This is a genomic window from Pseudomonas sp. UBA4617, from assembly GCF_002386445.1.
GTDB lineage: Bacteria > Pseudomonadota > Gammaproteobacteria > Pseudomonadales > Pseudomonadaceae > Aquipseudomonas.
This window is the reverse complement of record NZ_DGIR01000005.1, coordinates 40,875-65,955: the sequence shown is the minus strand read 5'-3', so window position 1 is coordinate 65,955 and position 25,081 is coordinate 40,875. Positions and strand designations below refer to the sequence as shown.

The window sequence follows — 25,081 nt, the reverse complement described above, 5'->3', positions numbered from 1 at the left end:
GTTGCCAGGACCAATCTGCAGCAACGCGGGAATGCTTCTCGCTACCTCGATTTAATTTTGCACAGCCTTGCAACTTGGCTATGGTCGGGGTTTGCCCCAGGCCCCGAGCCTGACCGCGCCATCGCAAGGACCCTGTATGAGCCTGTCACTTCTCAGCCGCTATGCCTTTTTCGCCGCCTGTGTGCTGTTCACCCTGGCGAGCCTGCCGTTCATCCACCATGAATGGTTGTGGCCATTCACCCTGACCAGCGCCGTCCTCAGCCTGATCGGCCTGTTCGACCTGCTGCAGCAACGCCATGCGGTACGTCGCAACTACCCGATCCTGGGCAACATCCGCTACCTGGTCGAGGCCATTCGCCCGGAGATCCGCCAGTACCTGCTGGAGGCCGACAGCGATGCCCTGCCGTTCGCGCGTGCCCAGCGCTCGCTGGTGTATGCGCGGGCGAAGAACGAAGCCTCGGACAAACCGTTCGGTACCCTGATCGACGTGTACGCGTCCGGATTCGAGTTCATCGGCCACTCCATGCGCCCGGCGCCACTGGCCGACCCGGCAAGCTTCCGCGTTGTGGTCGGCGGGCCGCAGTGCAGCCAGCCGTATTCGGCGTCGATCTTCAACATTTCGGCCATGAGCTTCGGCTCGCTCAGTGCCAACGCCATTCGCGCGCTCAACCAGGGCGCCAAGCTAGGCAATTTTCACCATGACACCGGCGAAGGCAGCATCAGCCCCTATCATCGCGAACACGGTGGCGACCTGGTCTGGGAACTGGGCAGCGGCTACTTCGGCTGCCGCACGCCGGATGGGCGCTTCGACCCCGAACGTTTCGCCGCCCAGGCACGCAGCCCGCAGGTGCGGATGATCGAGATCAAGATGAGCCAGGGTGCCAAGCCCGGCCACGGCGGCATCCTGCCCAAGCACAAGGTGACCCGGGAAATCGCCGAGACCCGTGGTGTACTGATGGGCGAAGACTGCATTTCACCGTCACGTCACAGCGCCTTCTCCACCCCCATCGAGATGATGCAGTTCATCGCCCGGCTGCGTGAACTGTCTGGCGGAAAACCAGTGGGCTTCAAGTTCTGCCTGGGCCACCCATGGGAGTTCATGGGCATCGCCAAAGCCATGCTGGAAACCGGCATCCTGCCCGACTTCATCGTCGTCGATGGCAAGGAGGGCGGCACCGGCGCCGCGCCGGTGGAGTTCACCGACCACATCGGCGTACCGTTGCGCGAAGGCCTGCTGTTCGTGCACAACACGCTGGTTGGCCTGAACCTGCGCGACAAGATCAAGCTTGGCGCCAGCGGCAAGATTGTCAGCGCCTTTGACATCGCCAGCGTGCTGGCCATCGGTGCCGACTGGGCCAACTCGGCGCGCGGCTTCATGTTCGCCATCGGCTGCATTCAGTCGCAGAGCTGCCACACCAACAAGTGCCCGACCGGCGTGGCCACGCAAGACCCGCTGCGCCAGCGCGCGCTGGTGGTGCCGGACAAGGCCCAGCGGGTATTCAATTTCCACCACAACACCTTGCGTGCGCTGGCCGAGATGCTCGCGGCAGCGGGCCTGGAGCATCCAGCACAGCTGGAAGCCAAGCACCTGGTGCGGCGCATCTCCGCTACCGAGATCAAGCTGTTCTCGCAGATGCATGTGTTCCTGAAACCGGGTGAACTGCTGACCGGCGAGGTGAATGGCCAGTTCTATTCGCGCATGTGGCAGCTGGCGCGCGCGGACAGCTTTGAACCGAACAGTGAAATGGCGGCCTGATGGGCCCCTGGGGCCGCAAAGCGCCCCCAGGAACCCTGGATCAGGAAACCGTGCCTGCCGCGCCCTGCGCTTCTTTCGGCGCCAGGCGCAAGGCGTAGTACAGCACCGTCAGCAGCACCAGGAACGCCGGGCCGATATACAGCGCCACGCGGGTATCCTCGAAGTACGCCATCAGGCCAACCACCAGCACCAGGAAGGCCAGGGCCAGGTAGGAGCTAAGCGGCCATAGCCACATACGGTATTGCAGTGCGTTGCGCTCGGCGCTGCCGAGGCCGGCGCGGAACTTCAATTGCGCCAGCAGAATCATGACCCAGGTCCAGATCGCACCAAAGGTGGCGATCGAAGTCACCCAGACGAAGACCTTCTCCGGCACCAGGTAGTTGGCCAGCACGCCCAGCAGCAGCGCGCCGATCGACAGCAGCAGCGCATTGCGCGGCACGCCGTTCTTCGAGGTACGGGCGAAGGCGGCCGGGGCCTGGCCGTTCTGCGCCAGGCTGTAGAGCATGCGCCCGGTGCTGAAGATGCCGCCGTTGCACGAGGACAGCGCGGCGGTAATCACCACAAAGTTGATGATGCCGGCGGCGGTCTTGATGCCGAGGCGTTCGAAGGTCATGACGAACGGGCTGCCCTGGCTGCCGATTTCGTTCCACGGGTAGATCGACAGGATCACGAACAGCGCACCGACGTAGAACAGCAGGATGCGCCAGAACACCGAGCCGATGGCGTGCGGAATGGTCTTCTGCGGGTTGCGTGCTTCACCAGCGGTCAGGCCGATCATTTCCACGCCCAGATAGGCGAACATCACCATCTGCAGCGACATCAGCACGCCGGTCACGCCGTTGGGCATGAAGCCGCCGTTGCTCCACAGGTTGGAGATACCCACCGCTACGCCGTCATTGCCCAGGCCGAAGGCAATGATGCCAATGCCACCAAGGACCATGGCGATGATGGTGACGATCTTGATCAAAGCGAACCAGAACTCGAATTCACCGAACGCCTTGACCGCCACCAGGTTGACCGCGCCCATGCTGCCCAGCGCCGCCAGGGCCCAGATCCAGCGCGGTACGTCGGGGAACCAGATGCCCATATAGATGGCTACCGCGGTAATCTCCGCCACGCAGGTCACCAGCCACAGGAACCAGTAGTTCCAGCCGGTAAGGAAGCCCGCCAGCGGGCCGAGGTAGTCCTGGGCATAGCGGCTGAACGAACCGGCGACGGGATTGTGCACGGCCATTTCACCAAGGGCGCGCATGATCACCAGAATGGCCAAGCCACCGATGATATAGGACAGCATGATGGCGGGGCCGGCCATTTCGATGGCTTTGGCCGAACCGAGGAAAAGACCGACGCCGATACAGGCGCCCAGCGCCATCAGACGGATGTGCCGTTCGCCCAGTTCACGCTTGAGCGGGCCGCCATCAGTGGCATGGCCGTGGGCAGGGTGGTTGCCGACTGGCATAGCAATACAACCTCGTTTTGTTATTGGATTTGACCTTCGTGCAGCACCGGCCAGGCCGATAGGCCGAGCGTTGGCTTGCCGAACTGGCCTTGTGGGCCGGCTCGAGTGCCGGAATAGAGCGTCCGGCAGGTCGAAGGGGCAAGCAGTATAGGAACACCGCTGTAGGGATTTTCGCTATATATACCGAAATAATCAGCGAGTTTTCCGGGGCATACGGCGGTCTTGGACATCGCCGCCTGGCACCATAGCAACATCGTCCGACGAAGAAACCCACACCAAAGCCGCATAGTCCCAATGCACTTTTCTCGGCTTCCTACAAATTTTTCACCTGCCCCGCTCAACGTCTAAGCTTCAGACAAGCAAGACGAAAACACTTGGCCGGATAGAAGACTATGGGCGCACTGTGGCAATCGGAACCAACCAGAACGGAAGCACCCGACCTACCTCCGGCCGAGACGCCACAACCCAAGTCCCCCCGTCAACGCCGGCTATGGTGGCGGCTGATCATTCTTATCCTGCTGGTGGCGCTGGTGGCCATTGGCTTCGCTGCGTACGACGAGTTCCGCACCTCCAACCTGCAGTCGCGGGAATTCAGCAAGCTGGCCACTACCCTCACCTATTCGCTGCAGCCAGGCCCCAGCGATGCCATCGTCTACCCTGGTGAAGGCCCGTTTGACAAACGCCTGGGCTACAGCGCCCTGGGGGAGTTCCTGCCGCGCCTGCTCAAGCGCGACTACCTGATCAGCGAGCAGGTGCGGTTCTCGCCGGCGCTGATGAACTACGTCGAGCATGGTTTGTTCGCCCCTTACATCGAGAAGATCCAGGCCGGGCTATCGATTACCGACTGCCGCGGCGACACGCTGTACCAGTACAAGTACCCGCAATACCTGTATCCGGACTTTGCCGCGATACCGCCGGTAATGGTCAACAGCCTGCTGTTCATCGAAAACCGCGACCTGCTCGACACCAAGGACCCACGCAACAACCCGGCCGTGGACTGGCCGCGCTTCGCCAAGGCTGCCTATAGCCAGGTGGCCAAGTACCTGGCCTTGCCCGGCCAGTCCGCGGGTGGCAGCACCCTGGCTACGCAGCTGGAAAAGTACCGACATTCACCGGACGGCCTGACCGTCTCGGGCGCCGAAAAGATTCGCCAGATGATTTCTGCCAGCGTGCGAGCCTACCAGGGTGGCCCCGACACCACCGAGGCACGCCAGCGTATCGTGCGTGACTACCTCAACAGTGTGCCGTTGTCGGCAGTGCCAGGGCATGGCGAAGTGCATGGCATGGCCGAAGGCCTGCGGGTGTGGTACGGCGCCGATTTCGACCAGGTCAACCAGGCCCTGATGTCCACCGCCAGTGACCCCGAAAGCATGGCCGCGCGCGGTCTGGCGCTGCGCCAGGTACTGTCATTGATGATTGCCCAGCGCCGCCCCTCGCACTACCTGTCCAAGGGGCGGATCGAGCTGGCGGAGCTGACCGATGCGCACATTCGCGTACTGGCTGCCAACAAGGTCATCGAACAGCCGCTGGCTAACGCCGCATTGGCCAGCAAGGTGGTTTACCGCGACTGGGTAGCGCAACCGACCATCGTGCCGATCGTCACCAACAAGGGCATCAGCCTGGCGCGCAACCGCCTGGCGGCCATGCTCAACCGCCCGTTGTACGACCTTGACCGCCTCGACCTGTCGGCCACCAGCACCCTGCAGGCTGACCTCCAGGTACAGGTCAGCCAGTACCTGAAGAACCTTGCCGACCCCGCGTTCGCCGCACAGATTGGCCTGATTGGTGAGCGCCTGCTGACGACCAAGACCACCGACCAGGTGAGCTACAGCTTCACTTTGTTCGAGCGCACTGCCGATGGCTCGCGGGTACGGGTGCAAACCGACAGCACCGACCAGCCTTTCGACATCAACGAAGGCAGCAAGCTGGAGCTGGGCTCCACCGCCAAGCTGCGCGTGCTCACCACCTACCTGGAAATCATCGCCGAGCTGCACGACAAGTACGCCGGCAAACCTGCCGCCGAGTTGAAGAAAGTCGAAGTCGCCGAACTCGACCGCATCACCCAGTGGTCGCTGGAATGGCTCGCGCAGAACAGCAAGAACCAGAGCCTGGACGCCATGCTCGATGCCGCGCTGGAACGCAAGTATTCGGCCAACACCGGCGAAGCCTTCTTCACCGGTGGGGGTATGCATGTATTCAACAACTTCCGCAAGGAAGACAACAGCCGCAACCCGACCCTCAAGGACGCGTTGCGCGAATCGATCAACCTGCCGTTCATCCGCCTGATGCGCGACCTGGTGCGTTACGTGACCTACCAGCAGCCATACAACCGCCTGCCGTTGCTCAAGGACGACAGCGACCCGCGCCGCCAGGAATACCTGGCCCGTTTCGCCGACAAGGAAGGCACCAACTACCTGATGCGCTTCTGGAAGAAATACCAGCGCAAGACCTCGCAACAACGCCTGGACACCTTCCTCGACAGCATGCGCGTCACCCCGCAACGGCTGGCTGCGGTGCACCGCTACCTGTTCCCCGAGGCCGGGCAGGAAACCTTCAACGCCTTCGTCCGCGCCCACCTCAAGGGTGACAAGGCCGCCCTGGGCAAACTGACCGACGGCCGGCTGTCGGAGATGTACGACGCCTACGGGCCGGGCAAGTATGACTTGCCTGACCAGGGCTACATCGCCAAGGTGCACCCCCTGGACTTGTGGCTGCTCGGCTACCTGCTGAAGAACCCCAGCTCGACCTTGACTGAAATGGTCAACGCCAGCCGCTTCGAACGCCAGGAGGTGTACGGCTGGTTGTTCAAGAGCCGCCACCAGGGGGCCCGCGACAGCCGCATTCGCACCATGGTGGAAATCGAAGCATTCCTCGACATTCACCAGCGCTGGAAGCGTGTGGGCTATCCCTTCGACCACCTGGTGCCCTCGCTGGCCACTGCGATCGGTAGCTCGGGCGACCGCCCCGCCGCCCTCTCCGAACTGGTAGGCATCATCCAGAACGACGGCGTACGCCTGCCGACCTTGCGCATCGACACCCTGCATTTCGCCGCCAACACGCCGTACGAGACCAAGCTGATCACCGACCCGGACCGGGGCGTGCGGATCTTGCCGGTGGAAGTGGCGCGCGCCCTCAAAGGCGCCATGTCACAAGTGGTGGATGCAGGCACTGCGCGGCGTATTTCCGGCAGCTTCAAGTTGCAGGACGGTACGCCGCTGGTCATGGGCGGCAAGACCGGTACCGGTGACAACCGCATCGAAAGTTTCGGCGCCGGTGGCCGCCTGATCGGCTCGCGTTCGCTCAACCGTACCGCCACGTTCGTGTTCTTCCTGGGCGACAACCACTTCGGCACCTTGACCGCGTTCGTGCCCGGGCGCTCGGCAGAAGCATTCACGTTCACTTCGGCACTGCCGGTGCAGGTGCTCAAGGGCATGGCCCCCATCCTCCTGCCATACCTGCAACCAGGTAATCCGAACGAGTGCAGAGTGCCGCAGGTGGCAGCGCAGCGCGGCCAGTCGGATAAAAGTACATCGAATAATTAGATGATAATCATCCGCAGTTATGGCTTGTCTTTAGATATATCTTGAGTAATATCTTGCGATATATCGCAAACGACGGAGCCCAGCCCACATGCGCGAACATTCCCCCCACGACCTGTTCGAGCGACGCCCCGGCCGCGGCGAACGCGGCCCACGCGTATTCGCCCCTGGCGACCTCAAACTGTTGATGCTGGCCCTGCTTGCCGAGCAGCCCGGCCACGGCTACGACCTGATCCGCCAGATCGAGAATCTGTTCGATGGCAGCTACAGCCCAAGCCCCGGTGTGATCTACCCAACGCTGAATTTCCTCGAGGAGGCCGAGCTGATCGCCGGCCAGGTGCAGGGCAGCAAACGTCTCTATGCCATCACCGATGCCGGCCGCACCGCCTTGGCCGAACAGGCTGTTGCCCTGGATGGCGTACGCATGCGCATCGAGGTCAGCAAACGCGCCCTGCGCGGCCACGACCGCCCGCCCGAGATCCACGAAGCGGTCGGCAACCTGCGCCATGCACTGCACATGCACAGTGGCCGCTGGACGCCGGAAGAAATCGAGCGGGTCCGCGACCTGCTCAACCACGCCGCCAAAGCCATCGCCTCCGGGCCGACCGAGCCTGTCAGGGAGACACCCCATGAGTGACACCATCTATCGCGTCAATCACGAGATCCGCCAACGCCGCCTGCAGGTATTGCGGGTCACCGAACTGACCCCACGCATGCGCCGTATCACCTTGGGCGGGGCCGAGCTGCAGGGCTTCACCAGCGTGGGCAGCGATGACCACATCAAACTGCTGTTCGCCGAAACGCCCGAGCAAGTGCAGAGCATCGAAGCCCGTAGCCTCGGCAAGGACGGTGGAGCACGGCCGACCATGCGCGAGTACACGCCCCGGCGCGTCGACCTGGTGGCCAACGAACTGGACATCGATTTCGTGTTGCACGGCGACGGCCCTGCCTCGACCTGGGCCGCTCAGGCCGCACCCGGGCATACGCTGGACATCGCCGGGCCGCGGGCGTCGATGGTGGTGCCGGATATGTTCGACAGCTACTTGCTGATTGGGGACGAAACCGCTATTCCGGCCATTGCCCGCCGGTTGGAGGAATTGCCCGCAGGTCGCCAGGTGCTGGCGCTCATCCAGATCGAGGACGAACAGGAACGCCAGCCACTGCCGAGCAAGGCACAGGTGGAGGTGATTTGGGTACGTCGGCACCAGGAGGACCTGCTGGCCCTGGTGAAGAACCTGAGCTTGCCGCCAGGCCGGTTGTACGGCTGGGTGGCACTTGAGAAAACCCTGACCCGCCAGGCCAAGGCGCTGTTGCTGGAAAAGGGGGTACCTGAAAATGCACTGAAGGCCGCGGCCTACTGGCGTGCCGATGGGACTGTGGACGACGACTGAAGGGTTGTCGCCGGTCCTGGCGTCTTCGCGGGCAAGCCCCCATGCGGACGTGCACGCCTTGGCTCCTGCGCTTTTCCCTCAGGAGCCGGCTCACCCAGCTGATGGCCGGCGCACGCCGATCCACCGATCCAGCCCCAACACCACAAGCCCGATGCCCCAGAACCCCGCCAACACGCCGAGGGCGTTGAGCAGCACCTGCGCATATCCCAGGCCCGCCACATCGATGAACGGGTAGGCGTACACGCCAATCTCGCTGCCGCGCCACAACGCATAGGCAAAATATACCGCCGGGTACAATGCCCAAGCCGCAAGGTGCCATAATCGCAGCGTGCCCTTGGGCGTCTCAACCCACCAGTACAAGGCAAACAGCGCCGGCATCACGTCGTGCAGCAACTCGTCCGCCAGCCACTGCCAACCCTGCGGTTGCCACAAGTGGCGCAGTAACACGCTGTAAGCCAGCGCCACCAGGACGATACTGGTGACCACCGCCGAACTCACTGACGGCGAGAGGAAAAAGCGTTTGCCAGCCCCTTCGCGACCAAACGCTGCGTAACTCAGCACCGTCGCCACCAAGGTATTGGTCAATACAGTGAAGTAGCCGAATACGTTGATCAAGCCGCCAATCAGGCTGGCCTGTTCCTGCCAACGCGCCAGCAGCACCAGGTACACCTGCACGGTCAGGCCGAACCAGCCCAGCACGGCCATGCCGGTCAGCCAGGGACGGCGCGGCATGTCAGGCGTTGCGCTGCAGTTTCACGTACAACTGCTCCACTTTTTCCCGCGCCCAGGGGGTCTTGCGCAGGAAGGTCAGGCTCGACTTGATGCTCGGGTTGCTCTTGAAACAACGCGCATCGACGCGCTCGGCCAGGCCCTGCCATTGGTAGTGCGCCACCAGTTCAGTGAGGATCTGTTCAAGGGTCTTGCCGTGCAGCGCGTTGTGTTGGGCCGTGCTCATGCCAGTGCTCCGTGGGAAAGATGCGCACCTTACACGAGTGTAGTGGCGGGCGGGATCAGTCGTATCAACTGAAAAACCGCTGGCCAGGGACAAAAGCGGTGTGCTGAAATTAAAATGTTATGTTGTAACATTACATAAGCACTCGCCAAGGAACGCCCCATCCCATGCTGTACACACCGCTTCGCCTCTCGCCCCTCGCCGTCGCCCTCTGGCTGGCCGCCTCGCCCAGCCAGGCCGTCGAACTCGAACCTCAGGTCATTACCGCCAACCCGCTTGGCAACCGACAACTGGCCGCCCCCGCCACCGTGCTTGAAGGTGACGACCTGCTGCAACAGCAGCACGGCAGCCTCGGTGAAACCCTGAACAAGCAGCCTGGTGTCGCTTCGACCTGGTTTGGCCCTGGCGCCAGTCGCCCGGTAATCCGAGGCCTGGACGGCGATCGCATTCGCATCCTGCGCAATGGCGTCGGCGCCCTAGACGCTTCGTCGTTGTCCTACGACCACGCCGTACCGCTGGACCCTGTCACCGTCGATCGGGTCGAGATCGTGCGCGGTCCGGCCGCCCTGCTCTACGGCGGTAACGCAATCGGTGGCGTGGTCAACACGTTCGACAACCGCATCCCGGACGCCCCCATCGATGGCATCCACGGTGCCGGCGAACTGCGCTACGGTGGCGCCGACACCACCCGCAGCAGCGCCGGCAAGCTTGAGGCTGGCAACGGTGCCTTCGCCCTGCACCTGGATGCCAATAGCCGCCACTTCAATGACCTGCGAATCCCCGGTTACGCCCGCAGCTCCAAGGTGCGTGACATGGACGAGCCGGGCAGCAAACATCGACTGGAAAACAGCGACGGCCGCCAGGACGGTGGTGCGGTGGGTGGCGCCTACCATTGGGACCACGGTTATGCAGGCCTGTCGTACAGCCGTTACGACAGCAACTATGGCTCGGTGGCCGAGCCTGGCGTGCGCCTGGACATGCAGCAGGATCACTATGCCTTCGCCAGCGAACTGCGCGACCTCGACGGCCCGTTCAGTTCGGTCAAGGTCGATGCTGGCTACACCGATTACGAACACCGCGAAGTTGAACAAGGCGAGGTCCATACCACCTTCAGGAACCGGGGCTACGAAGCACGCATCGAAGCCCGCCACCAGCCGCTCGGGCCGGTGCAAGGCGTAGTCGGCGCACAGGTCAGCCGCAACCAGTTCTCTGCCCTGGGTGAGGAGGCTTTCGTCCCGCACACCGACACCGACAGCCTGGCGCTGTTCATGCTGGAGCAGTGGCAAGCCACCGAGCGCCTGAACCTGAGCTTGGGCGCCCGCATGGAGCACACCCGCGTGGACCCGGACGCCAAGGGCAACGAGAACTTCCTGGCAGCCGACAGCGCCAGCACTTTCAACGCATTCAGCCTGTCTTCAGGGGCGGTGTACCAGCTCGACCCGGTCTGGTCGCTGGCCGCCAACCTTGGCTACACCGAACGCGCCCCGACCTTCTACGAGCTGTACGCCAATGGCGCCCACGTGGCGACGGGTGCCTTCGAAGTCGGCGATGCCGGCCTGAACAAGGAAAAAGCCATTTCCACGGACCTGGCACTGCGCTTCGACAATGGTACCCACAAGGGTAGCGTCGGGCTGTTCTACAGCCACTTCCGCAACTACATCGGCCTGATCGGTACCGGTAACCTGCGCGAGGGTCATGATCATGACGAAGATGACCATGACCACGATCATGGCCACGACGGCTTACCGGAATACCAGTATCAAGGCGTGCGGGCGCGCTTCTATGGCATCGAGGCCCAGGACCGTTGGCAACTGCTGGAAAACCGTTACGGCAGCTTCGCACTGGAACTGTCGGGCGACTATACGCGGGCGAAGAACCTGGACAGTGGCGAGCCGCTGCCCCGCATCGCCCCACTGCGCCTGAACAGCGGCCTGGTCTGGGAGCTGGACCGCTGGCAGGCGCGAGTGGACGTGCAGCACGCCGCATCGCAGCATCGCAAGCCGGCCAACGAAACCAGCACCGATGGCTACACCACGTTGGCGGCGAGTGTCGGCTACCGCTTCGACATCGGCCAGAGCCAATGGCTGGCGTTCATCCGCGGCGAGAACCTGACCGACCAGACCGTGCGCTATGCCAGCTCGATCCTGCGGGATATCGCGCCGGCCCCTGGGCGTAGCGTGCAAGTCGGGCTGCGTACCTCCTTCTGAAATAGCGGGGCGCCTTGCGCCCCGATCGCCGGCAGAGCCCCTCCGCCGTCAATTGTTACCGGCAGCGGAATAATCCACTGCGACAATTTGTCTTTTTTTCTTGCAACTTCCCCTATATCCTCCGCGCCGCAAGCTGAAACGCTTCATTTGACTGATCCTGTCGCCATTTCCATCGAGGGCCCTGCCCTTCGATGCGCTTGCCGTTTATTCGATAATCAGAAGATAGCGCTATCTCATGTTCCAACTGCCCAAAACCTGTTACATCGGCCTTGCCCTCAGTGCCTTGGCAATCCCCGCCACTGCCAGCGATATGTTCGCCAGCGACTCCCCATGGATGCTCGGCGACTGGGGCGGTAGCCGCAACGAATTGCTGGAAAAAGGCTATGACTTCACCCTCGGCTACACCGGCGAGATGGGCAGCAACCTGCACGGCGGCTACGACCACGATCGCACCGCGCGCTACAGCGACCAGTTCACCTTCGGCAGCCATCTGGACCTGGAGAAGATCCTCGGCTGGCACGACAGCGAATTCCAGCTGACCATCACCGAGCGCCACGGCGACAACATCAGCAACGACCGTATCAACGACCCACGCGTCGGCGGTTTCACCTCGGCCCAGGAAGTCTGGGGCCGTGGCGAAACCTGGCGGTTGACCCAGATGTGGATCAAGCAGAAGTACTTCGACGGCGCGCTGGACGTGAAACTCGGCCGTTTCGGCGAAGGCGAGGACTTCAACAGCTTCCCCTGCGACTTCCAGAACCTGGCCTTCTGCGGCTCTCAGGTAGGCAACTGGGTCGGTGGCATCTGGTACAACTGGCCGGTCAGCCAATGGGCCCTGCGCGTACGCTACAACTTCAGCGACGCCCTCTACGCCCAGGTCGGCGTGTTCGAGCAGAACCCCTCCAACCTCGAATCGGGCAACGGCTTCAAGCTCAGCGGCAGCGGCACCCAGGGTGCGGTGATGCCGATCGAACTGGTGTGGAGCCCACGGGTCAATGGCCTTGAAGGGGAATATCGCGCCGGCTACTACTACAGTAATGCCAAGGCACAGGATGTTCTCAAGGACAACAACGGCCAGCCGGCAGCGCTCAGCGGCGCCAGCTACCGCAGCAGCTCGAGCAAGCACGGCTTGTGGCTCGGTGCGCAGCAGCAGGTGACTTCGCTGGCGTCCGACCAGTCGCGTGGCCTGAGCCTGTTCGCCAATGCCACGGTACACGACAAGAAGACCAATGCCATCGACAACTATGTGCAGGCTGGACTGGTATTCAAAGGGCCCTTCGACGCCCGCGCCAAGGACGACATCGGTTTCGCCCTGGCCCGTGTGCACGTCAACCCGGGCTACCGCAAGAACGCCCGCCTGGCCAACCAGGCCGCCGGCCTTGATGACTACGACAACCCTGGTTTCCTGCCCGTACAGGACACCGAGTACAGCGCCGAACTGTACTACGGCATCCATCTGGCCGACTGGCTCACGGTACGCCCCAACCTGCAGTACATCCGCCACCCGGGCGGGGTGTCGCAGGTCGATGACGCCCTGATCGGCGGCCTGAAGATCCAGAGCACTTTCTAACCCCCTTTTTGACCTGACGGAGAACCTGAGATGAGCACTGAAGGTGCCAACACTGGAAGCCGCTGGCTACCGCGCCTGATTGGCGCGCTGCTGTTGCTGATGGGCCTGGCCTTGCTGGCCGGCGGCATCAAGCTGAGCCAGCTGGGCGGATCGCTGTACTACCTGATTGCCGGTATCGGCTTTGCCCTGGCGGGCATCCTGCTGCTGGCCCAGCGCCGCATCGCCCTGGGCCTGTACGGCCTGATACTGCTGGGCAGCACCGTGTGGGCCCTGCTCGAAGTGGGCCTGGACTGGTGGCAACTGGTACCGCGCCTGGCCATCTGGTTTGCCATCGGCGTGGTGCTGCTGCTGCCTTGGGCACGACGCCCGTTGATCGGCCCGGCCAACAAGGCCAATACCGCGTTGCTCAGCGTTGCCGTGGTGGCTTCCGGCGCTTGCGCCCTGGCCAGCCAGTTCACTCACCCGGGCGAAGTGTTCGGTGAACTGGGCCGCGACAGCAGCGAAATGGCCAGCGCCGCACCGGCCATGCCTGATGGCGAATGGCAGGCCTATGGCCGTACCGAGCATGGCGACCGCTATTCGCCGCTGCGCCAGATCACCCCGCAGAATGCTTACCGCCTGGAAGAGGCCTGGCGTATTCGCACGGGTGACTTGCCAACCGAAAACGACCCGGTGGAGCTGACCAACCAGAATACCCCGCTGAAGGTCAACGGCATGCTCTACGCCTGCACGGCGCACAGCCGCCTGCTGGCCCTGGACCCGGACACCGGCGCGGAAATCTGGCGCTACGACCCGCAGGTCAAGAGCCCGGTCGGCACCTTCAAGGGCTTTGCCCACATGACCTGCCGTGGCGTTTCGTACTATGACGAAAACCGCTATGTCAGCCGCGATGGCAGCCCGGCCCCGAAAATCTCCGACGCCGGCCAGGCCGTGGCCCAGGCCTGCCCACGCCGTCTGTACCTGCCCACGGCGGATGCCCGCCTGATCGCCATCAACGCCGACAACGGCAAGGTCTGTGAAGGCTTTGCCAACCAGGGCGTGATCGACCTGACCACCGGCATCGGCCCGTTCACCGCTGGCGGCTACTACTCCACTTCGCCGGCCGCAATCACCCGCGACCTGGTGATCATCGGTGGCCACGTCACCGACAACGAGTCGACCAACGAGCCGTCCGGCGTGATCCGCGCCTACGACGTGCATGATGGCCATCTGGTGTGGAACTGGGACAGCAACAACCCGGACGACACCAAGCCCCTGGCCCCCGGCAAGATGTACAGCCGCAACTCGGCGAACATGTGGTCGATTGCCAGCGTCGACGAAGACCTCGGCATGATCTACCTGCCGCTGGGCAACCAGACCCCGGACCAGTGGGGCGCCAACCGTACCCCAGGCGCGGAGAAGTACAGCGCCGGCGTGGTCGCCCTCGACCTGGCCACCGGCAAGGCCCGCTGGAACTACCAGTTCACCCATCACGACCTGTGGGACATGGACGTCGGTAGCCAGCCGACCCTGGTCCACCTGAAGACCGATGACGGCGTGAAACCGGCGATCATCGTGCCGACCAAGCAAGGCAGCCTGTACGTGCTCGACCGTCGTGACGGTACGCCGATCGTACCGATCCGCGAAATCCCTACCCCGCAGGGCGCAGTCAAGGGCGACCACACCTCGCCGACCCAGGCCCGCTCCGATCTCAACCTGCTCGGCCCTGAGCTGACCGAACAGGCCATGTGGGGCGCCACGCCGTTCGACCAGATGCTGTGCCGTATCCAGTTCCGCGAGCTGCGTTACGAAGGCCAGTACACCCCGCCATCCGAGCAAGGGTCGCTGGTCTACCCAGGTAACGTCGGCGTGTTCAACTGGGGCAGCGTGTCGGTCGACCCGGTGCGGCAACTGCTGTTCACCTCGCCCAACTACATGGCCTTCGTGTCGAAGATGGTCCCGCGTGAGCAGGTGGCCGCAGGCAGCAAGCGCGAAAGCGAGACCAGCGGCGTGCAGCCGAACACCGGCGCTCCTTACGCAGTGATCATGCACCCGTTCATGTCGCCGCTTGGCGTACCGTGCCAGGCCCCGGCCTGGGGCTATGTTGCCGCCATCGACCTGTTCACCAACAAAGTGGTGTGGAAGCACAAGAACGGCACCACCCGCGACAGCACTCCGGTACCGATCGGCCTGCCGGTGGGCGTGCCAAGCATGGGCGGCTCGATCGTTACCGCCGGTGGCGTCGGCTTCCTCAGCGGTACCCTCGACCAGTACCTGCGCGCCTATGACGTGAACAACGGCAAGGAACTGTGGAAAGCCCGCCTGCCAGCGGGTGGCCAGGCCACGCCGATGACCTACACCGGCAAGGATGGCAAACAGTACGTGCTGGTGACCGCCGGCGGACACGGCTCGCTGGGCACCCGCATGGGCGATTACATCATCGCTTACAAACTCGCCGACTAAGCTTCAAGGCGGCAAGCTACGAACGAAAGCGGGGCCTGTGCGGTCCCGCTTTTTTCCTGCCACTGCACACGTGACGCTTGAAGCTTGAAACCCCTTCTTTCCCGCCCCATCTAAGCACCATAGTCATTCACGCAGGTGCCCCATGAGCGACCAGCAGGATTTCCCGGAACATCCCGACGAACACAGCGAAGTCGAACACACCACTCACCAGGCCGAAACCAGCCACGGCCACGCCCTCGCCCTGCCCGGCCAGCAGCTGCCGGACAAGGTCTACTTGATCCCGATCCACAATCGCCCGTTCTTCCCGGCCCAGGTACTGCCGGTCATCGTCAATGAAGAGCCTTGGGCAGAAACCCTCGACCTGGTGGCCAAGTCGCCAGACCATTGCCTGGCCCTGTTCTTCATGGACACCCCGCCAGAAGACCACCGCCATTTCGACACCTCGGCCCTGCCGGAGTACGGCACGCTGGTGAAGGTGCACCATGCCAGCCGCGAGAACGGCAAGCTGCAGTTCGTCGCCCAGGGCTTGAGCCGGGTACGCATCCGCACCTGGCTCAAGCACCACCGCCCGCCCTACCTGGTCGAGGTCGAGTACCCGCGCCAACCCGCCGAGCCGACCGACGAGGTCAAGGCCTACGGCATGGCGCTGATCAACGCGATCAAGGAACTGCTGCCGCTCAACCCGCTGTACAGCGAAGAGCTGAAGAACTATCTCAACCGCTTCAGCCCCAACGACCCGTCGCCGCTCACCGACTTCGCCGCCGCCCTTACCTCGGCCACCGGCAGCCAGCTGCAGGAAGTGCTCGATTGCGTGCCCATGCTCAAACGCATGGAAAAGGTCCTGCCAATGCTGCGCAAGGAAGTCGAAGTCGCGCGCCTGCAGAACGAGATCTCGGCCGAGGTCAACCGGCAGATCGGCGAACACCAGCGCGAGTTCTTCCTCAAGGAGCAGTTGAAGGTCATCCAGCAGGAGCTGGGCCTGACCAAGGATGACCGCAGCGCCGACCTCGAGCAATTCGAACAGCGCCTGGAAGGCAAGACCCTGCCGGACCAGGCACGCCGGCGCATTGATGAAGAGATGGGCAAGCTGGCCATCCTCGAAACCGGTTCGCCCGAGTACGCCGTCACCCGCAACTACCTGGACTGGGCCACCGCCCTGCCCTGGGGCATCTATGGCAAGGACAAGCTCGACCTGAAGCACGCGCGCAAAGTCCTTGACCAGCACCACGCCGGCCTCGACGACATCAAGGAGCGCATCCTCGAGTTCCTCGCCGTGGGGGCCTGGAAAGGCGAGATCAGTGGCTCGATCGTGCTGCTGGTGGGGCCGCCCGGGGTGGGCAAGACCAGTATCGGCAAGTCCATCGCCGAATCGCTGGGTCGACCGTTCTACCGCTTCAGCGTCGGCGGCATGCGCGACGAAGCCGAGATCAAGGGCCACCGCCGCACCTACATCGGCGCCCAGCCCGGCAAGCTGGTGCAGGCGTTGAAGGACGTCGAAGTGATGAACCCTGTCATCATGCTCGATGAAATCGACAAGATGGGCCAGAGCTACCAGGGCGACCCGGCGTCGGCCCTGCTGGAAACCCTCGACCCGGAGCAGAACGTCGACTTCCTCGACCACTACCTCGATTTGCGCCTGGACCTGTCCAAAGTGCTGTTCGTGTGCACCGCCAATACCCTCGACTCGATCCCGGGGCCGTTGCTCGACCGCATGGAAGTGATCCGCCTGTCCGGCTATATCACCGAGGAGAAGCTGGCCATTGCCAAGCGCCACCTGTGGCCCAAGCAACTGGACAAGGCCGGTGTGGCCAAGACCAGCCTCGCCATCAGCGACAGCGCCCTGCGCACGGTCATCGAAGGCTATGCTCGCGAGGCCGGTGTACGCCAGCTGGAGAAGCAACTGGGCAAGCTGGTGCGCAAGGCGGTGGTCAAGCTGCTGGAAAACCCCGAGGCCAAGCTGAAGATCGGTACCAAGGACCTGGAAGCCGCCCTCGGCATGCCGGTGTTCCGTAGCGAGCAGGTGCTGGCTGGCAAAGGCGTGATCACCGGGCTGGCCTGGACCAGCATGGGTGGTGCCACGCTGCCGATCGAAGCCACCCGCATCCACACGCTCAACCGCGGTTTCAAGCTGACCGGCAAACTGGGTGACGTGATGAAGGAATCCGCCGAAATCGCTTATAGCTACGTCAGCTCCAACCTCAAGCAGTTTGGCGGCGACCCGGGCTTCTTCAACGAAGCCTTCATTCACCTGCATGTGCCCGAAGGGGCTACCCCCAAGGACGGTCCGAGTGCCGGCATCACCATGGCCAGTGCCTTGCTGTCGCTGGCCCGGGACCAGGCACCGAAGAAAGGCGTGGCCATGACCGGCGAGCTGACGCTGACCGGGCAGGTGCTGCCGATTGGCGGGGTGCGCGAGAAGGTGATAGCGGCGCGGCGGCAGAAGATCTTCGAGCTGATCCTGCCGGAGCCTAACCGGGGTGACTTCGAAGAGCTACCGGACTACCTGCGTGAGGGCTTGACGGTGCATTTCGCCAAGCGCTTTGCCGACGTGGCAAAAGTGTTGTTCTGAGCTGTTCCGGCCTCTTTGCGGCTAGAACCGCGAAGCGGCCGGTGCAGGTAACACAAATCTCCTCGATCATCGGTTATCCTCAGGCCATCGTCAGCCTCCGGAGCCAACATGACCAACCCCCGTCTGCTCGTTCCCCTGAGCTTCGCCCTGCTTTCTGCCTGTGCCCAACAGCCCACACAGCCCATCGAACTGAACGCCGAAAGCGAATGCCCGACACGCCTTCAGGTGGGCCAGACCCTGACCCTGACCCTGCCCAGCAATCCGTCCACCGGCTATCGCTGGCGGGTCGAGAACCCCGCCGCCAACGTGCTGCGCAGCCTCGGCCCGGAGGTGTACAGCGCCCCTGAAGAAGAGGATGTGGTTGGCAGCGCCGGCGTCTCCACCTGGCGCTACCAGGCCAACAGTGCAGGTGAAGCCCGATTGGTGCTGGTCTATCAGCAACCCTGGGCGCCGGAGGTATCGCCCGTGCAAACATTTGATTGTGCCATCAAGGTGAGATAATCACTCTTCACGCCATTTCAAAGCGGCGGCGCAAGGCAGCCAGATAGTCGCGAGCGGTCTCCAGAGCTGCCTGCAACTCGGTTAGCTGGGCAGCTGCAGCAATCGCGCTGGAAATCTTTTGCCAGTGGCAGACAAACTTGTCCGCCTGCTCCACCCAGGGTGAACGCTTCCCGAGCAGTTCCTCGACATGATTGAACTGGCCGCTTTTACCCTGCGCCTCCTCCAGTTGCCTTTGCACTGTGCGCAACGTCTGCGTTTGCTGATTCAAAACGCTGACGAGCCGCTCACGAGCGACGACAATATCCGCAAATTCGCGCCCCTGCTCCAGCAAGTCAACGTTCCTATTTAGTTTTACCAAAGCCGCTTTGACCAGCTCCGGACTTACAACAGGATTTTTGATCGTAGCAAATACGCTTTCGATATCCTTCTCTTGAGGAATGACGTTACGCAGCGCAGCGCGCACAGAAGGCTGATTCAAGGTCTTGAACAGTCCATCGACTTCAGCGATACGAGCCTGCTTCTCTGCCACTGACTGTTCGAGCTGCGTCACCGAACTGCGGAGCTTCACGACAACCTCTTCCTGATCTTGCCTGAGTTTCGCGACATCGGGGGCACGGAAACCCGAGACCTGCGCGACAGCCGTGGCAATGTTCTCCATATCAGCCTGCAAACCTTGGCGAAGACGCAATAGATCTTCCTCGTCCAAACCGGCTGCACTGTTATCCAGATCAAGGTTCAATGCAACCAAGCTGGAGAGCACGTTTTCCCGAAGGGTATCGTTTCCTGCCTTGACCAAGTCGGTCAAATCGAGCAATCGTTCGCGCAAAGATGGGAGCAAACCGGTGGTGCTGTCGTAATAGAGCTCTGCCATGCTTGCCTCGATCGCTAACAGAACCTTGACATCAGGCAAGTTATCACTGTAATTTCCAGTATTCATAATACGCCCTCTCAGTATTCATTCAATACTTCATTGAAAAGCCTGGATATATTACTCGAAATCCCAAGGATATTTTCCCACGGCGAAATAACACGTTGGAATCGGTCAACAAATTTCTTGAGTTCCAACTGCGTAGAAACACTATCAACGCGATTTCTTGAGTTCTTGGCATAGGCCTCCATCAACACCCAAACGTCTTCCAGGTTCTTGACGGCCGTCCCGACATCAACCAGGCGAAACTGCATATCAACAATATGCGTCCTGATAATCTCAAAGTCCGACTGACCGCCGAGCAACACTGCTCTATTTTCCGCCAGTTCCTGTCTCTCACTAATCAATTTGTTTTTTGCTGCCCGCACATTCTCGGCTTTACTGCCGTATATGCCTCCGGTAATCGCCAGTCCTATCGCTCCAAAAACCAGCCCGTAAAAAGCAGTGCCCACAAGTCCATGATATTCAGCCAGTTTTTCCTCGATCTGGATATCCAACGCTTCGATATCCGCCTCCACCTTCGCCAATGCTTCAGAGACTTGCCCATCGCCGATGCGATTCAGCAAAGATTTGGCCATGGGGTGGAGAGTTTCGGTGATATCATCGCCAAACCGGTCAATCAGCGCTTTCACAGTTCTGATACCCGTGAGTTTCTCTTGAATATCTTCCGTGATTACGCTCAGGTGAAGGTCAACTGTTTCGCGGAATGTGCTCGTTTCGTCTTCAGAAAGCACTGCACTGTCACCATCATCAGCGCCACTGGCTGCAGCCTCCCAGGCGTCCATGGTCTTGATCGTGCCTATCAAACTTTCCGCTTCGCGAATCAGGTCTTCAGCGAAAACCTGCAGATCGGCGCCCATGGTCTTGCATGCATCTTCTACGCGATCCCAAGAGTTGACATGCTTCCGAAGATTCTCAAAAAAAACATTGACATCCGCTACGTCCAGACCGAGTGCAGCAAACGTCTCACTCAGCTTGTCTTTGTAGTCATGTGGCAACTGCCGAACAGCATCTTCATAGCGTTTGATTGTTCGTAGATTGTCCCGACTAAAGATGAAGGCCGGCTCATTTTTCTTCAGTTCAAAAATCTGACCCGGTACAAGTTCAATACGTTGATCTTCAGTAAGCTTATCGTATGGCAACGCTTCGGGCGCAGCGACATCATTTCCCATATAACACCTCCCATTATCAAACCTATGGCACGACGTTGCTGGCCACTTTAGTGTCTGCAGCGCATTAAAATAGTCAGGACTTTATCGACAAGCTCATAGAAATATCTGCAGCAGGTGCCAGACCTATGAGTACGGGAAACGCCCCCTCTGTTACGCTGGTGACATTTCGGCCCGACAAATAGGCAACCGTGGCCCGGTTTGGTTAGAATATGGCCCCGTTTTTCCGGCCCGAGCCCTCCCCGTGAGCAAACAACCCGACCGCCTCTTCGCCCAGCCCCTGGAGCAGGTGCCCGACTTCGTCTTCAATGAGGACGTGGTGCGGGTATTCCCGGACATGATCAAGCGCTCGGTGCCGGGCTACCCGACCATTGTCGAGAACCTCGGCGTGCTGGCCGCACGCTTCGCCCAGCCGCACACCGCGCTGTACGACCTGGGCGCATCGCTGGGTGCTGTCACCCAGTCGTTGCGACGCCATGTGCGCAGCGACGGCTGCCGGGTGATTGCCGTGGACAATTCCGCTGCCATGGTCGAACGCTGCCGCCAGTACCTCACCGCCCAGGACTCGATGTTCCAGGAGCTGCTGCCGGTACAAGTGCTGGAGGCCGATATCCTGGCCCTGCCGCTCGAGCCCGCCTCGGTGGTTGCGATGAACTTCACCCTGCAGTTCATCGCCCCCGACCAACGTCTGGAGTTGCTGGGCCGCATCCGCCAGGCGCTGCTGCCTGGCGGCGCGCTGATCCTCTCGGAGAAGCTGCGCTTCGCCGATGAGCAAGAGCATGCCCTGCTCAACGAACTGCACCTGGACTTCAAGCGGGCCAACGGCTACAGCGAACTGGAAATCGCCCAGAAGCGCAGCGCCATTGAAAACGTGATGCGCCCCGACACCCTCGAAGCCCATCAACAACGTCTGCGCGCCGCCGGCTTCTCGAAAGTCGTGCCCTGGTTCCAGTGCCTTAACTTCGCCTCGTTGATAGCCCTGCCATGATCGATCTGTCCCCCCTCGTCCGCCGCCTGGCGGGCACGCCCCTGGCTTCCTGGTCGCAAGGCCTGCAAGCACAACTGGAAGCCAAGCTGGAGAAGGGCCACGGTGACCTCGACCGCTGGCGCGGTGCGCTCGATGCATTGCCCGCCTTGCGGCCAAGTGAAGTCGACCTGGTCAATGGGCTGCGCCTGGATTGCGAGTGCGACGACGCGACCCGTGCGCAGATGCGCCAGGCGCTGATGGGGCTGTCGCCCTGGCGCAAGGGGCCGTTCGACCTGTTCGGCGTGCATGTTGAAACCGAATGGCGTTCCGACTGGAAATGGTCCCGGGTCGGGCCCCACCTGGACCTTAAGGGCAAGCGCGTACTGGATGTGGGTTGCGGCAACGGTTACTACCAGTGGCGCATGCTCGGTGCTGGGGCGGACATGGTCATCGGTGTCGACCCCAACTGGCTGTTCTTCTGCCAGTTCCAGGCCGTGCAGCAGTACTTGCCCGAGTTGCCCGCCTGGCACTTGCCGTTCGCCCTGGAAGACCTGCCGGCCAACCTCGAAGGCTTCGACACAGTGTTCTCGATGGGTGTGTTCTACCATCGTCGTTCACCCATCGAACACTTGCTTGCGCTCAAGGACTGCCTGGTCAAAGGCGGCGAACTGGTGCTGGAAACCCTGGTGATCGAGGGCGACGCAAACCAGGTGCTGGTACCGGAAGACCGCTACGCGCAGATGCGCAACGTCTGGTTCCTGCCGTCGGTACCCGCCCTGGAGCGCTGGCTGCGCCGTGCCGGTTTCAATGATGTGCGTTGTGTCGATGTCAGCGTGACCAGCGTCGAGGAACAGCGCAGCACCGAGTGGATGCGCTACCAATCCCTCAGCGACTTCCTCGACCCGAACGACCACAGCAAGACCATCGAAGGTCTGCCGGCTCCACGCCGCGCCACCCTGCTGGCGCGCAAATAAAAAAGGCGCCCGGTCGGGCGCCCGAAGGCACTTGCGGCGAGGAGCTTTCACGCCGCCGGTGCTGTTGCTTCAGTCCTTGGCCAGCTCGCGGGCCTTTTCCTGCGCCTTGCGTTCGCGCTCGGCAACAGCCTGCTGCCTGTCACCCTGCAGGCGCTGCTGCTCCTCGCGAAACGCTTGCCAGAACTGCCTGGAGCGCTCCGCACCGCCTTCGGCGTAAACACTTGCGCTGCCCAAGGCAAGGATGGCCAGCAGCAGGTATTTGGTCAGGTTCATCGTGTTTGCCTCGTGATAACCGATCAGACGGGCCCATCCTAGCGAGTGCTGGCTAACGACAAGGTGAGGCTGAGATTACAGTCTTGCAATGCGGCCTTCCGTTGCTCGTCACGGCCTCCGCCGCGGCGGACTCCAGCTGCAGGGTGACCCTGCGGGAGCGGTTTCCACCCGCGAAAAGGCCGGGACAGACAGGCAGATGACAGCAGAATTACAAATCCGTCATCTGCACCGCATGCCCTTCCTCATGAAGTAACATCCTGCCGCTTGACCCTGATGTCACTACAGGGTCGACAATTCGCCCCTTCATCAAACCGAGCCCGCTCATGCGCCTACTGATCATCGAGGACGAACTGCGTACGGCCGACTATCTGCAACAAGGCCTGCGTGAGAACGGTTACATTGTCGACTGCGCCCACACCGGCACCGACGGCCTGTACCTGGCTCGCCAGCAGCCTTACGATTTGCTCATCCTCGACGTCAACCTGCCCGAACTCGATGGCTGGACCGTGTTACAGCGGCTGCGTGCCGAAGCGGCCACACGCATCATGATGCTCACGGCACACGGTCGCCTGGCTGACCGGGTCAAGGGCCTGGACCTCGGCGCTGACGATTACCTGCTCAAACCCTTCGAGTTCCCGGAACTGCTGGCGCGCATTCGCAGCCTGCTACGGCGCAACGACCAGCAACTGCAGCCCAGCACCCTGCGCGTCGCCGACCTGGAGCTGGACCCCGGTCGCCACCGCGCCTACCGCGCCGGGCAGCGTATCGACCTGACCGCCAAGGAATTCGCCCTGCTGCACCTGCTGATGCGCCAGACCGGCGAGGTGCTTTCGCGCACCCAGATCATCTCTCTGGTGTGGGACATGAACTTCGATTGCGACACCAACGTGGTCGAGGTTTCAATCCGCCGCCTGCGGGCGAAGATCGACGACCCGTTCGACAACAAGCTGATCCACACCCTGCGGGGTGTCGGCTACGTGCTCGAGGCGCGCTTTTGAACAACGCCAGCCTGTCATTGCGCCTGGGCCTGGGCGTGACGCTGATGGGCGCCGCGCTGGTGTTGCTGCTGGCCTGCCTGGCCGTGTTCGCCCTGGATCACGAGCTGGACAGCCGCGCACGCAAGGACCTGACGCGCAAGATGCTGCAGGTCGAGCACAATTTGCGCGTCGACCTGCGCAACGAAGACCTGGGCACGCGCGCCCATCCGCTGCTCGACCTGGTGATGGGGCATGACAACCTCAGCCTCAGCGTGCTGGCCATCGATGGGCGCCACCCACACCTGCTGAGCCTCGGCCCGGCTCTGGAATCGCGTATGGGCGAGCTGCGTACCGGCAACCGCCTGGCCTTCCACGCCTGGCGCGACAGCAGCGGCAACCAGCTGCTCACCGCGACCCGCCTGATGCGCCTGCGTGACGACACCCCGGTCAAGGTGATGATGACATTCGACCGTGCCGACGATAACGCCCTGCTGCAAGCCTACCTGCGCTCCACCTTGTTCGCGCTACCGATACTGCTGTTGCTGATCGGCGCGGGTGCCTGGTGGCTCATGCAACGCGGCCTGAAGCCGTTGCGGCACTTTCGACGGATTGCCGGGCAAGTGTCGGCCCAGGACCTGCAGCATCGCTTGCCTGCCAGCGGTCTGCCGCTGGAACTGGCAGAGCTGGCCCGCAGCATCAACGTGATGCTCGACCGGCTCGATCAGGGCGTGAGCCAGCTGTCGCAGTTTTCCGACGACCTGGCCCATGAACTGCGCACCCCGCTAGGCAACCTGATGGGCAAGGCGCAGGTGACCCTGGCGCGTGAACGGGACAACGCCAATTACCGCGAAGTGCTGGAAGACAGCATTGAAGAGCTGACCCGGCTCAACCGCATCATCAACGACATGCTGTTTCTCGCCCAGGTCAGCCAGCCCCAGGCCCAGATCGCGCTCAAGCCCATGGCCCTGGCCGACGAAACAGCGCGGGTGGTCGAACTGTTCGCCTTCAGCGCCGAGCTGAAAGAGGTTGAATTACGCGTCCAGGGCTGGGGCACGGCGATGGCGGATCGGCTGATGTTTCAACGGGCATTGTCGAACCTGCTGAGCAATGCCATTCGCCACTGCCCCAAGGGTACCGCCGTGGAACTGCACATCGAACGGCTGGGTGGTGAAGTTCGACTGTCGGTGGAGAACCAGGGGCCTGGCATTGCGGCAGAACACCTGCCGCGCCTGTTCGAGCGGTTCTACCGGGTGGGCTCGGGGCGCTCGCGGCTGGAGGGCGGAACAGGGTTGGGGCTGGCGATCGTGAAGTCGATCATGCATCTGCATGGAGGACGAGTCGAAGTCAGCAGCACTCCCTCGGGGCCTAGCCGCTTTACGCTGGTGTTTCCTGGCGAATAATCGGCTG

20 protein-coding genes are annotated in these 25,081 nt (G+C 62.2%); 13 read left to right on the top strand and 7 right to left on the bottom strand.

What is annotated here, in order from left to right; all coding sequences use genetic code 11:
- The first annotated feature begins 136 nt into the window (after nucleotides 1-136).
- Entirely contained in the window at nucleotides 137-1,756 is a 1,620-nt protein-coding gene (locus B4L76_RS01350; RefSeq protein ID WP_296229961.1) for an FMN-binding glutamate synthase family protein, read from the top strand.
- A gap of 40 nt (nucleotides 1,757-1,796) precedes the next feature.
- Here the strand turns inward: B4L76_RS01350 and B4L76_RS01345 are convergent, their stop codons facing one another.
- Complete coding sequence (locus B4L76_RS01345) at nucleotides 1,797-3,215, bottom strand: amino acid permease (RefSeq protein ID WP_296229959.1); 1,419 nt, start codon at nucleotides 3,213-3,215, stop codon at nucleotides 1,797-1,799.
- A gap of 20 nt (nucleotides 3,216-3,235) precedes the next feature.
- A complete protein-coding gene (locus B4L76_RS01340) occupies nucleotides 3,236-3,445 on the bottom strand; it encodes a hypothetical protein (protein WP_296229958.1) in 210 nt (69 codons plus the stop codon).
- Nucleotides 3,446-3,607: 162 nt separating this feature from the next.
- Here B4L76_RS01340 and B4L76_RS01335 point away from each other — a divergent pair, with 162 nt between their 5' ends.
- The 3 genes from B4L76_RS01335 (at nucleotide 3,608) to B4L76_RS01325 (ending at nucleotide 8,145) form a co-directional block, all read left to right on the top strand.
- Entirely contained in the window at nucleotides 3,608-6,757 is a 3,150-nt protein-coding gene (locus tag B4L76_RS01335; protein WP_296229957.1) for a transglycosylase domain-containing protein, read from the top strand.
- Nucleotides 6,758-6,845: 88 nt separating this feature from the next.
- Nucleotides 6,846-7,391: a PadR family transcriptional regulator gene (locus tag B4L76_RS01330; RefSeq protein ID WP_296229956.1), complete on the top strand. Its 546-nt coding sequence runs from the start codon at nucleotides 6,846-6,848 to the stop codon at nucleotides 7,389-7,391.
- Nucleotides 7,384-8,145 (top strand): siderophore-interacting protein, encoded by a 762-nt coding sequence (locus B4L76_RS01325; protein WP_296229955.1) that lies wholly within the window; start codon nucleotides 7,384-7,386, stop codon nucleotides 8,143-8,145. Before B4L76_RS01330 ends, B4L76_RS01325 begins: the two co-directional genes overlap by 8 nt.
- A 90-nt stretch (nucleotides 8,146-8,235) precedes the next feature.
- On the opposite strand, the gene B4L76_RS01320 is transcribed toward B4L76_RS01325, so the two are convergent.
- Together B4L76_RS01320 and B4L76_RS01315 are read right to left on the bottom strand one after the other, a co-directional pair.
- A complete protein-coding gene (locus B4L76_RS01320; protein WP_296229954.1) occupies nucleotides 8,236-8,877 on the bottom strand; it encodes a Pr6Pr family membrane protein in 642 nt (213 codons plus the stop codon).
- Between the two features lies 1 nt (nucleotide 8,878).
- The gene (locus B4L76_RS01315; protein ID WP_296229953.1) at nucleotides 8,879-9,100 is read right to left on the bottom strand and encodes a VF530 family protein; all 222 of its coding nucleotides are present in this window, start codon (nucleotides 9,098-9,100) and stop codon (nucleotides 8,879-8,881) included.
- Between the two features lie 164 nt (nucleotides 9,101-9,264).
- Here B4L76_RS01315 and B4L76_RS01310 point away from each other — a divergent pair, with 164 nt between their 5' ends.
- The 5 genes from B4L76_RS01310 to B4L76_RS01290 all read left to right on the top strand — a co-directional run bounded on the left by B4L76_RS01310 (nucleotide 9,265) and on the right by B4L76_RS01290 (nucleotide 18,386).
- Nucleotides 9,265-11,304: a TonB-dependent receptor gene (locus B4L76_RS01310; RefSeq protein WP_296229952.1), complete on the top strand. Its 2,040-nt coding sequence runs from the start codon at nucleotides 9,265-9,267 to the stop codon at nucleotides 11,302-11,304.
- Nucleotides 11,305-11,539: 235 nt separating this feature from the next.
- Nucleotides 11,540-12,874, top strand: coding sequence for a carbohydrate porin (locus B4L76_RS01305; protein WP_296229951.1), 1,335 nt, complete (start codon nucleotides 11,540-11,542; stop codon nucleotides 12,872-12,874).
- 30 nt (nucleotides 12,875-12,904) lie between these two features.
- Nucleotides 12,905-15,316, top strand: a complete 2,412-nt coding sequence (locus tag B4L76_RS01300) for a glucose/quinate/shikimate family membrane-bound PQQ-dependent dehydrogenase (RefSeq protein WP_296229950.1) — start codon at nucleotides 12,905-12,907, stop codon at nucleotides 15,314-15,316.
- Between the two features lie 142 nt (nucleotides 15,317-15,458).
- Nucleotides 15,459-17,885 (top strand): endopeptidase La, encoded by a 2,427-nt coding sequence (lon, locus tag B4L76_RS01295; RefSeq protein ID WP_296229949.1) that lies wholly within the window; start codon nucleotides 15,459-15,461, stop codon nucleotides 17,883-17,885.
- 108 nt (nucleotides 17,886-17,993) lie between these two features.
- Nucleotides 17,994-18,386, top strand: coding sequence for a protease inhibitor I42 family protein (locus B4L76_RS01290; RefSeq protein WP_296229948.1), 393 nt, complete (start codon nucleotides 17,994-17,996; stop codon nucleotides 18,384-18,386).
- Nucleotides 18,387-18,393: 7 nt separating this feature from the next.
- On the opposite strand, the gene B4L76_RS01285 is transcribed toward B4L76_RS01290, so the two are convergent.
- Nucleotides 18,394-19,257, bottom strand: coding sequence for an alpha-xenorhabdolysin family binary toxin subunit B (locus B4L76_RS01285; RefSeq protein WP_296229947.1), 864 nt, complete (start codon nucleotides 19,255-19,257; stop codon nucleotides 18,394-18,396).
- Between the two features lie 77 nt (nucleotides 19,258-19,334).
- Nucleotides 19,335-20,486, bottom strand: a complete 1,152-nt coding sequence (locus B4L76_RS01280; RefSeq protein ID WP_296229946.1) for an alpha-xenorhabdolysin family binary toxin subunit A — start codon at nucleotides 20,484-20,486, stop codon at nucleotides 19,335-19,337.
- 241 nt (nucleotides 20,487-20,727) lie between these two features.
- On the opposite strand from B4L76_RS01280, the gene cmoA reads away from it, so the two are divergent.
- A complete protein-coding gene (gene cmoA / locus B4L76_RS01275; RefSeq protein WP_296229945.1) occupies nucleotides 20,728-21,471 on the top strand; it encodes a carboxy-S-adenosyl-L-methionine synthase CmoA in 744 nt (247 codons plus the stop codon).
- Nucleotides 21,468-22,424, top strand: coding sequence for a tRNA 5-methoxyuridine(34)/uridine 5-oxyacetic acid(34) synthase CmoB (gene cmoB / locus B4L76_RS01270; protein ID WP_296229944.1), 957 nt, complete (start codon nucleotides 21,468-21,470; stop codon nucleotides 22,422-22,424). The genes cmoA and cmoB overlap by 4 nt, the downstream gene beginning before the upstream one ends.
- Nucleotides 22,425-22,493: 69 nt before the next feature.
- Here cmoB and B4L76_RS01265 read toward each other — a convergent pair whose 3' ends face one another.
- Nucleotides 22,494-22,697: a hypothetical protein gene (locus tag B4L76_RS01265; protein ID WP_296229943.1), complete on the bottom strand. Its 204-nt coding sequence runs from the start codon at nucleotides 22,695-22,697 to the stop codon at nucleotides 22,494-22,496.
- A 323-nt stretch (nucleotides 22,698-23,020) separates the two neighbouring features.
- Here B4L76_RS01265 and B4L76_RS01260 point away from each other — a divergent pair, with 323 nt between their 5' ends.
- Both B4L76_RS01260 and B4L76_RS01255 read left to right on the top strand, forming a co-directional pair.
- Nucleotides 23,021-23,695 carry a heavy metal response regulator transcription factor gene (locus B4L76_RS01260; RefSeq protein WP_296229942.1) on the top strand — a complete coding sequence of 225 codons (675 nt, stop codon included), beginning with the start codon at nucleotides 23,021-23,023 and terminating at the stop codon, nucleotides 23,693-23,695.
- Entirely contained in the window at nucleotides 23,692-25,074 is a 1,383-nt protein-coding gene (locus B4L76_RS01255; RefSeq protein ID WP_296229941.1) for a heavy metal sensor histidine kinase, read from the top strand. Before B4L76_RS01260 ends, B4L76_RS01255 begins: the two co-directional genes overlap by 4 nt.
- The last annotated feature ends 7 nt before the right edge of the window (nucleotides 25,075-25,081 follow it).

Coding starts and splice junctions, on each gene's coding strand:
- B4L76_RS01350 (WP_296229961.1), top strand. CDS start 137: ATGAGCCTGTCACTTCTCAGCCGCTATGCCTTTTTCGCCGCCTGTGTG.
- B4L76_RS01345 (WP_296229959.1), bottom strand. CDS start 3,215: ATGCCAGTCGGCAACCACCCTGCCCACGGCCATGCCACTGATGGCGGC.
- B4L76_RS01340 (WP_296229958.1), bottom strand. CDS start 3,445: ATGTCCAAGACCGCCGTATGCCCCGGAAAACTCGCTGATTATTTCGGT.
- B4L76_RS01335 (WP_296229957.1), top strand. CDS start 3,608: ATGGGCGCACTGTGGCAATCGGAACCAACCAGAACGGAAGCACCCGAC.
- B4L76_RS01330 (WP_296229956.1), top strand. CDS start 6,846: ATGCGCGAACATTCCCCCCACGACCTGTTCGAGCGACGCCCCGGCCGC.
- B4L76_RS01325 (WP_296229955.1), top strand. CDS start 7,384: ATGAGTGACACCATCTATCGCGTCAATCACGAGATCCGCCAACGCCGC.
- B4L76_RS01320 (WP_296229954.1), bottom strand. CDS start 8,877: ATGCCGCGCCGTCCCTGGCTGACCGGCATGGCCGTGCTGGGCTGGTTC.
- B4L76_RS01315 (WP_296229953.1), bottom strand. CDS start 9,100: ATGAGCACGGCCCAACACAACGCGCTGCACGGCAAGACCCTTGAACAG.
- B4L76_RS01310 (WP_296229952.1), top strand. CDS start 9,265: ATGCTGTACACACCGCTTCGCCTCTCGCCCCTCGCCGTCGCCCTCTGG.
- B4L76_RS01305 (WP_296229951.1), top strand. CDS start 11,540: ATGTTCCAACTGCCCAAAACCTGTTACATCGGCCTTGCCCTCAGTGCC.
- B4L76_RS01300 (WP_296229950.1), top strand. CDS start 12,905: ATGAGCACTGAAGGTGCCAACACTGGAAGCCGCTGGCTACCGCGCCTG.
- lon (WP_296229949.1), top strand. CDS start 15,459: ATGAGCGACCAGCAGGATTTCCCGGAACATCCCGACGAACACAGCGAA.
- B4L76_RS01290 (WP_296229948.1), top strand. CDS start 17,994: ATGACCAACCCCCGTCTGCTCGTTCCCCTGAGCTTCGCCCTGCTTTCT.
- B4L76_RS01285 (WP_296229947.1), bottom strand. CDS start 19,257: ATGGCAGAGCTCTATTACGACAGCACCACCGGTTTGCTCCCATCTTTG.
- B4L76_RS01280 (WP_296229946.1), bottom strand. CDS start 20,486: ATGGGAAATGATGTCGCTGCGCCCGAAGCGTTGCCATACGATAAGCTT.
- cmoB (WP_296229944.1), top strand. CDS start 21,468: ATGATCGATCTGTCCCCCCTCGTCCGCCGCCTGGCGGGCACGCCCCTG.
- B4L76_RS01265 (WP_296229943.1), bottom strand. CDS start 22,697: ATGAACCTGACCAAATACCTGCTGCTGGCCATCCTTGCCTTGGGCAGC.
- B4L76_RS01260 (WP_296229942.1), top strand. CDS start 23,021: ATGCGCCTACTGATCATCGAGGACGAACTGCGTACGGCCGACTATCTG.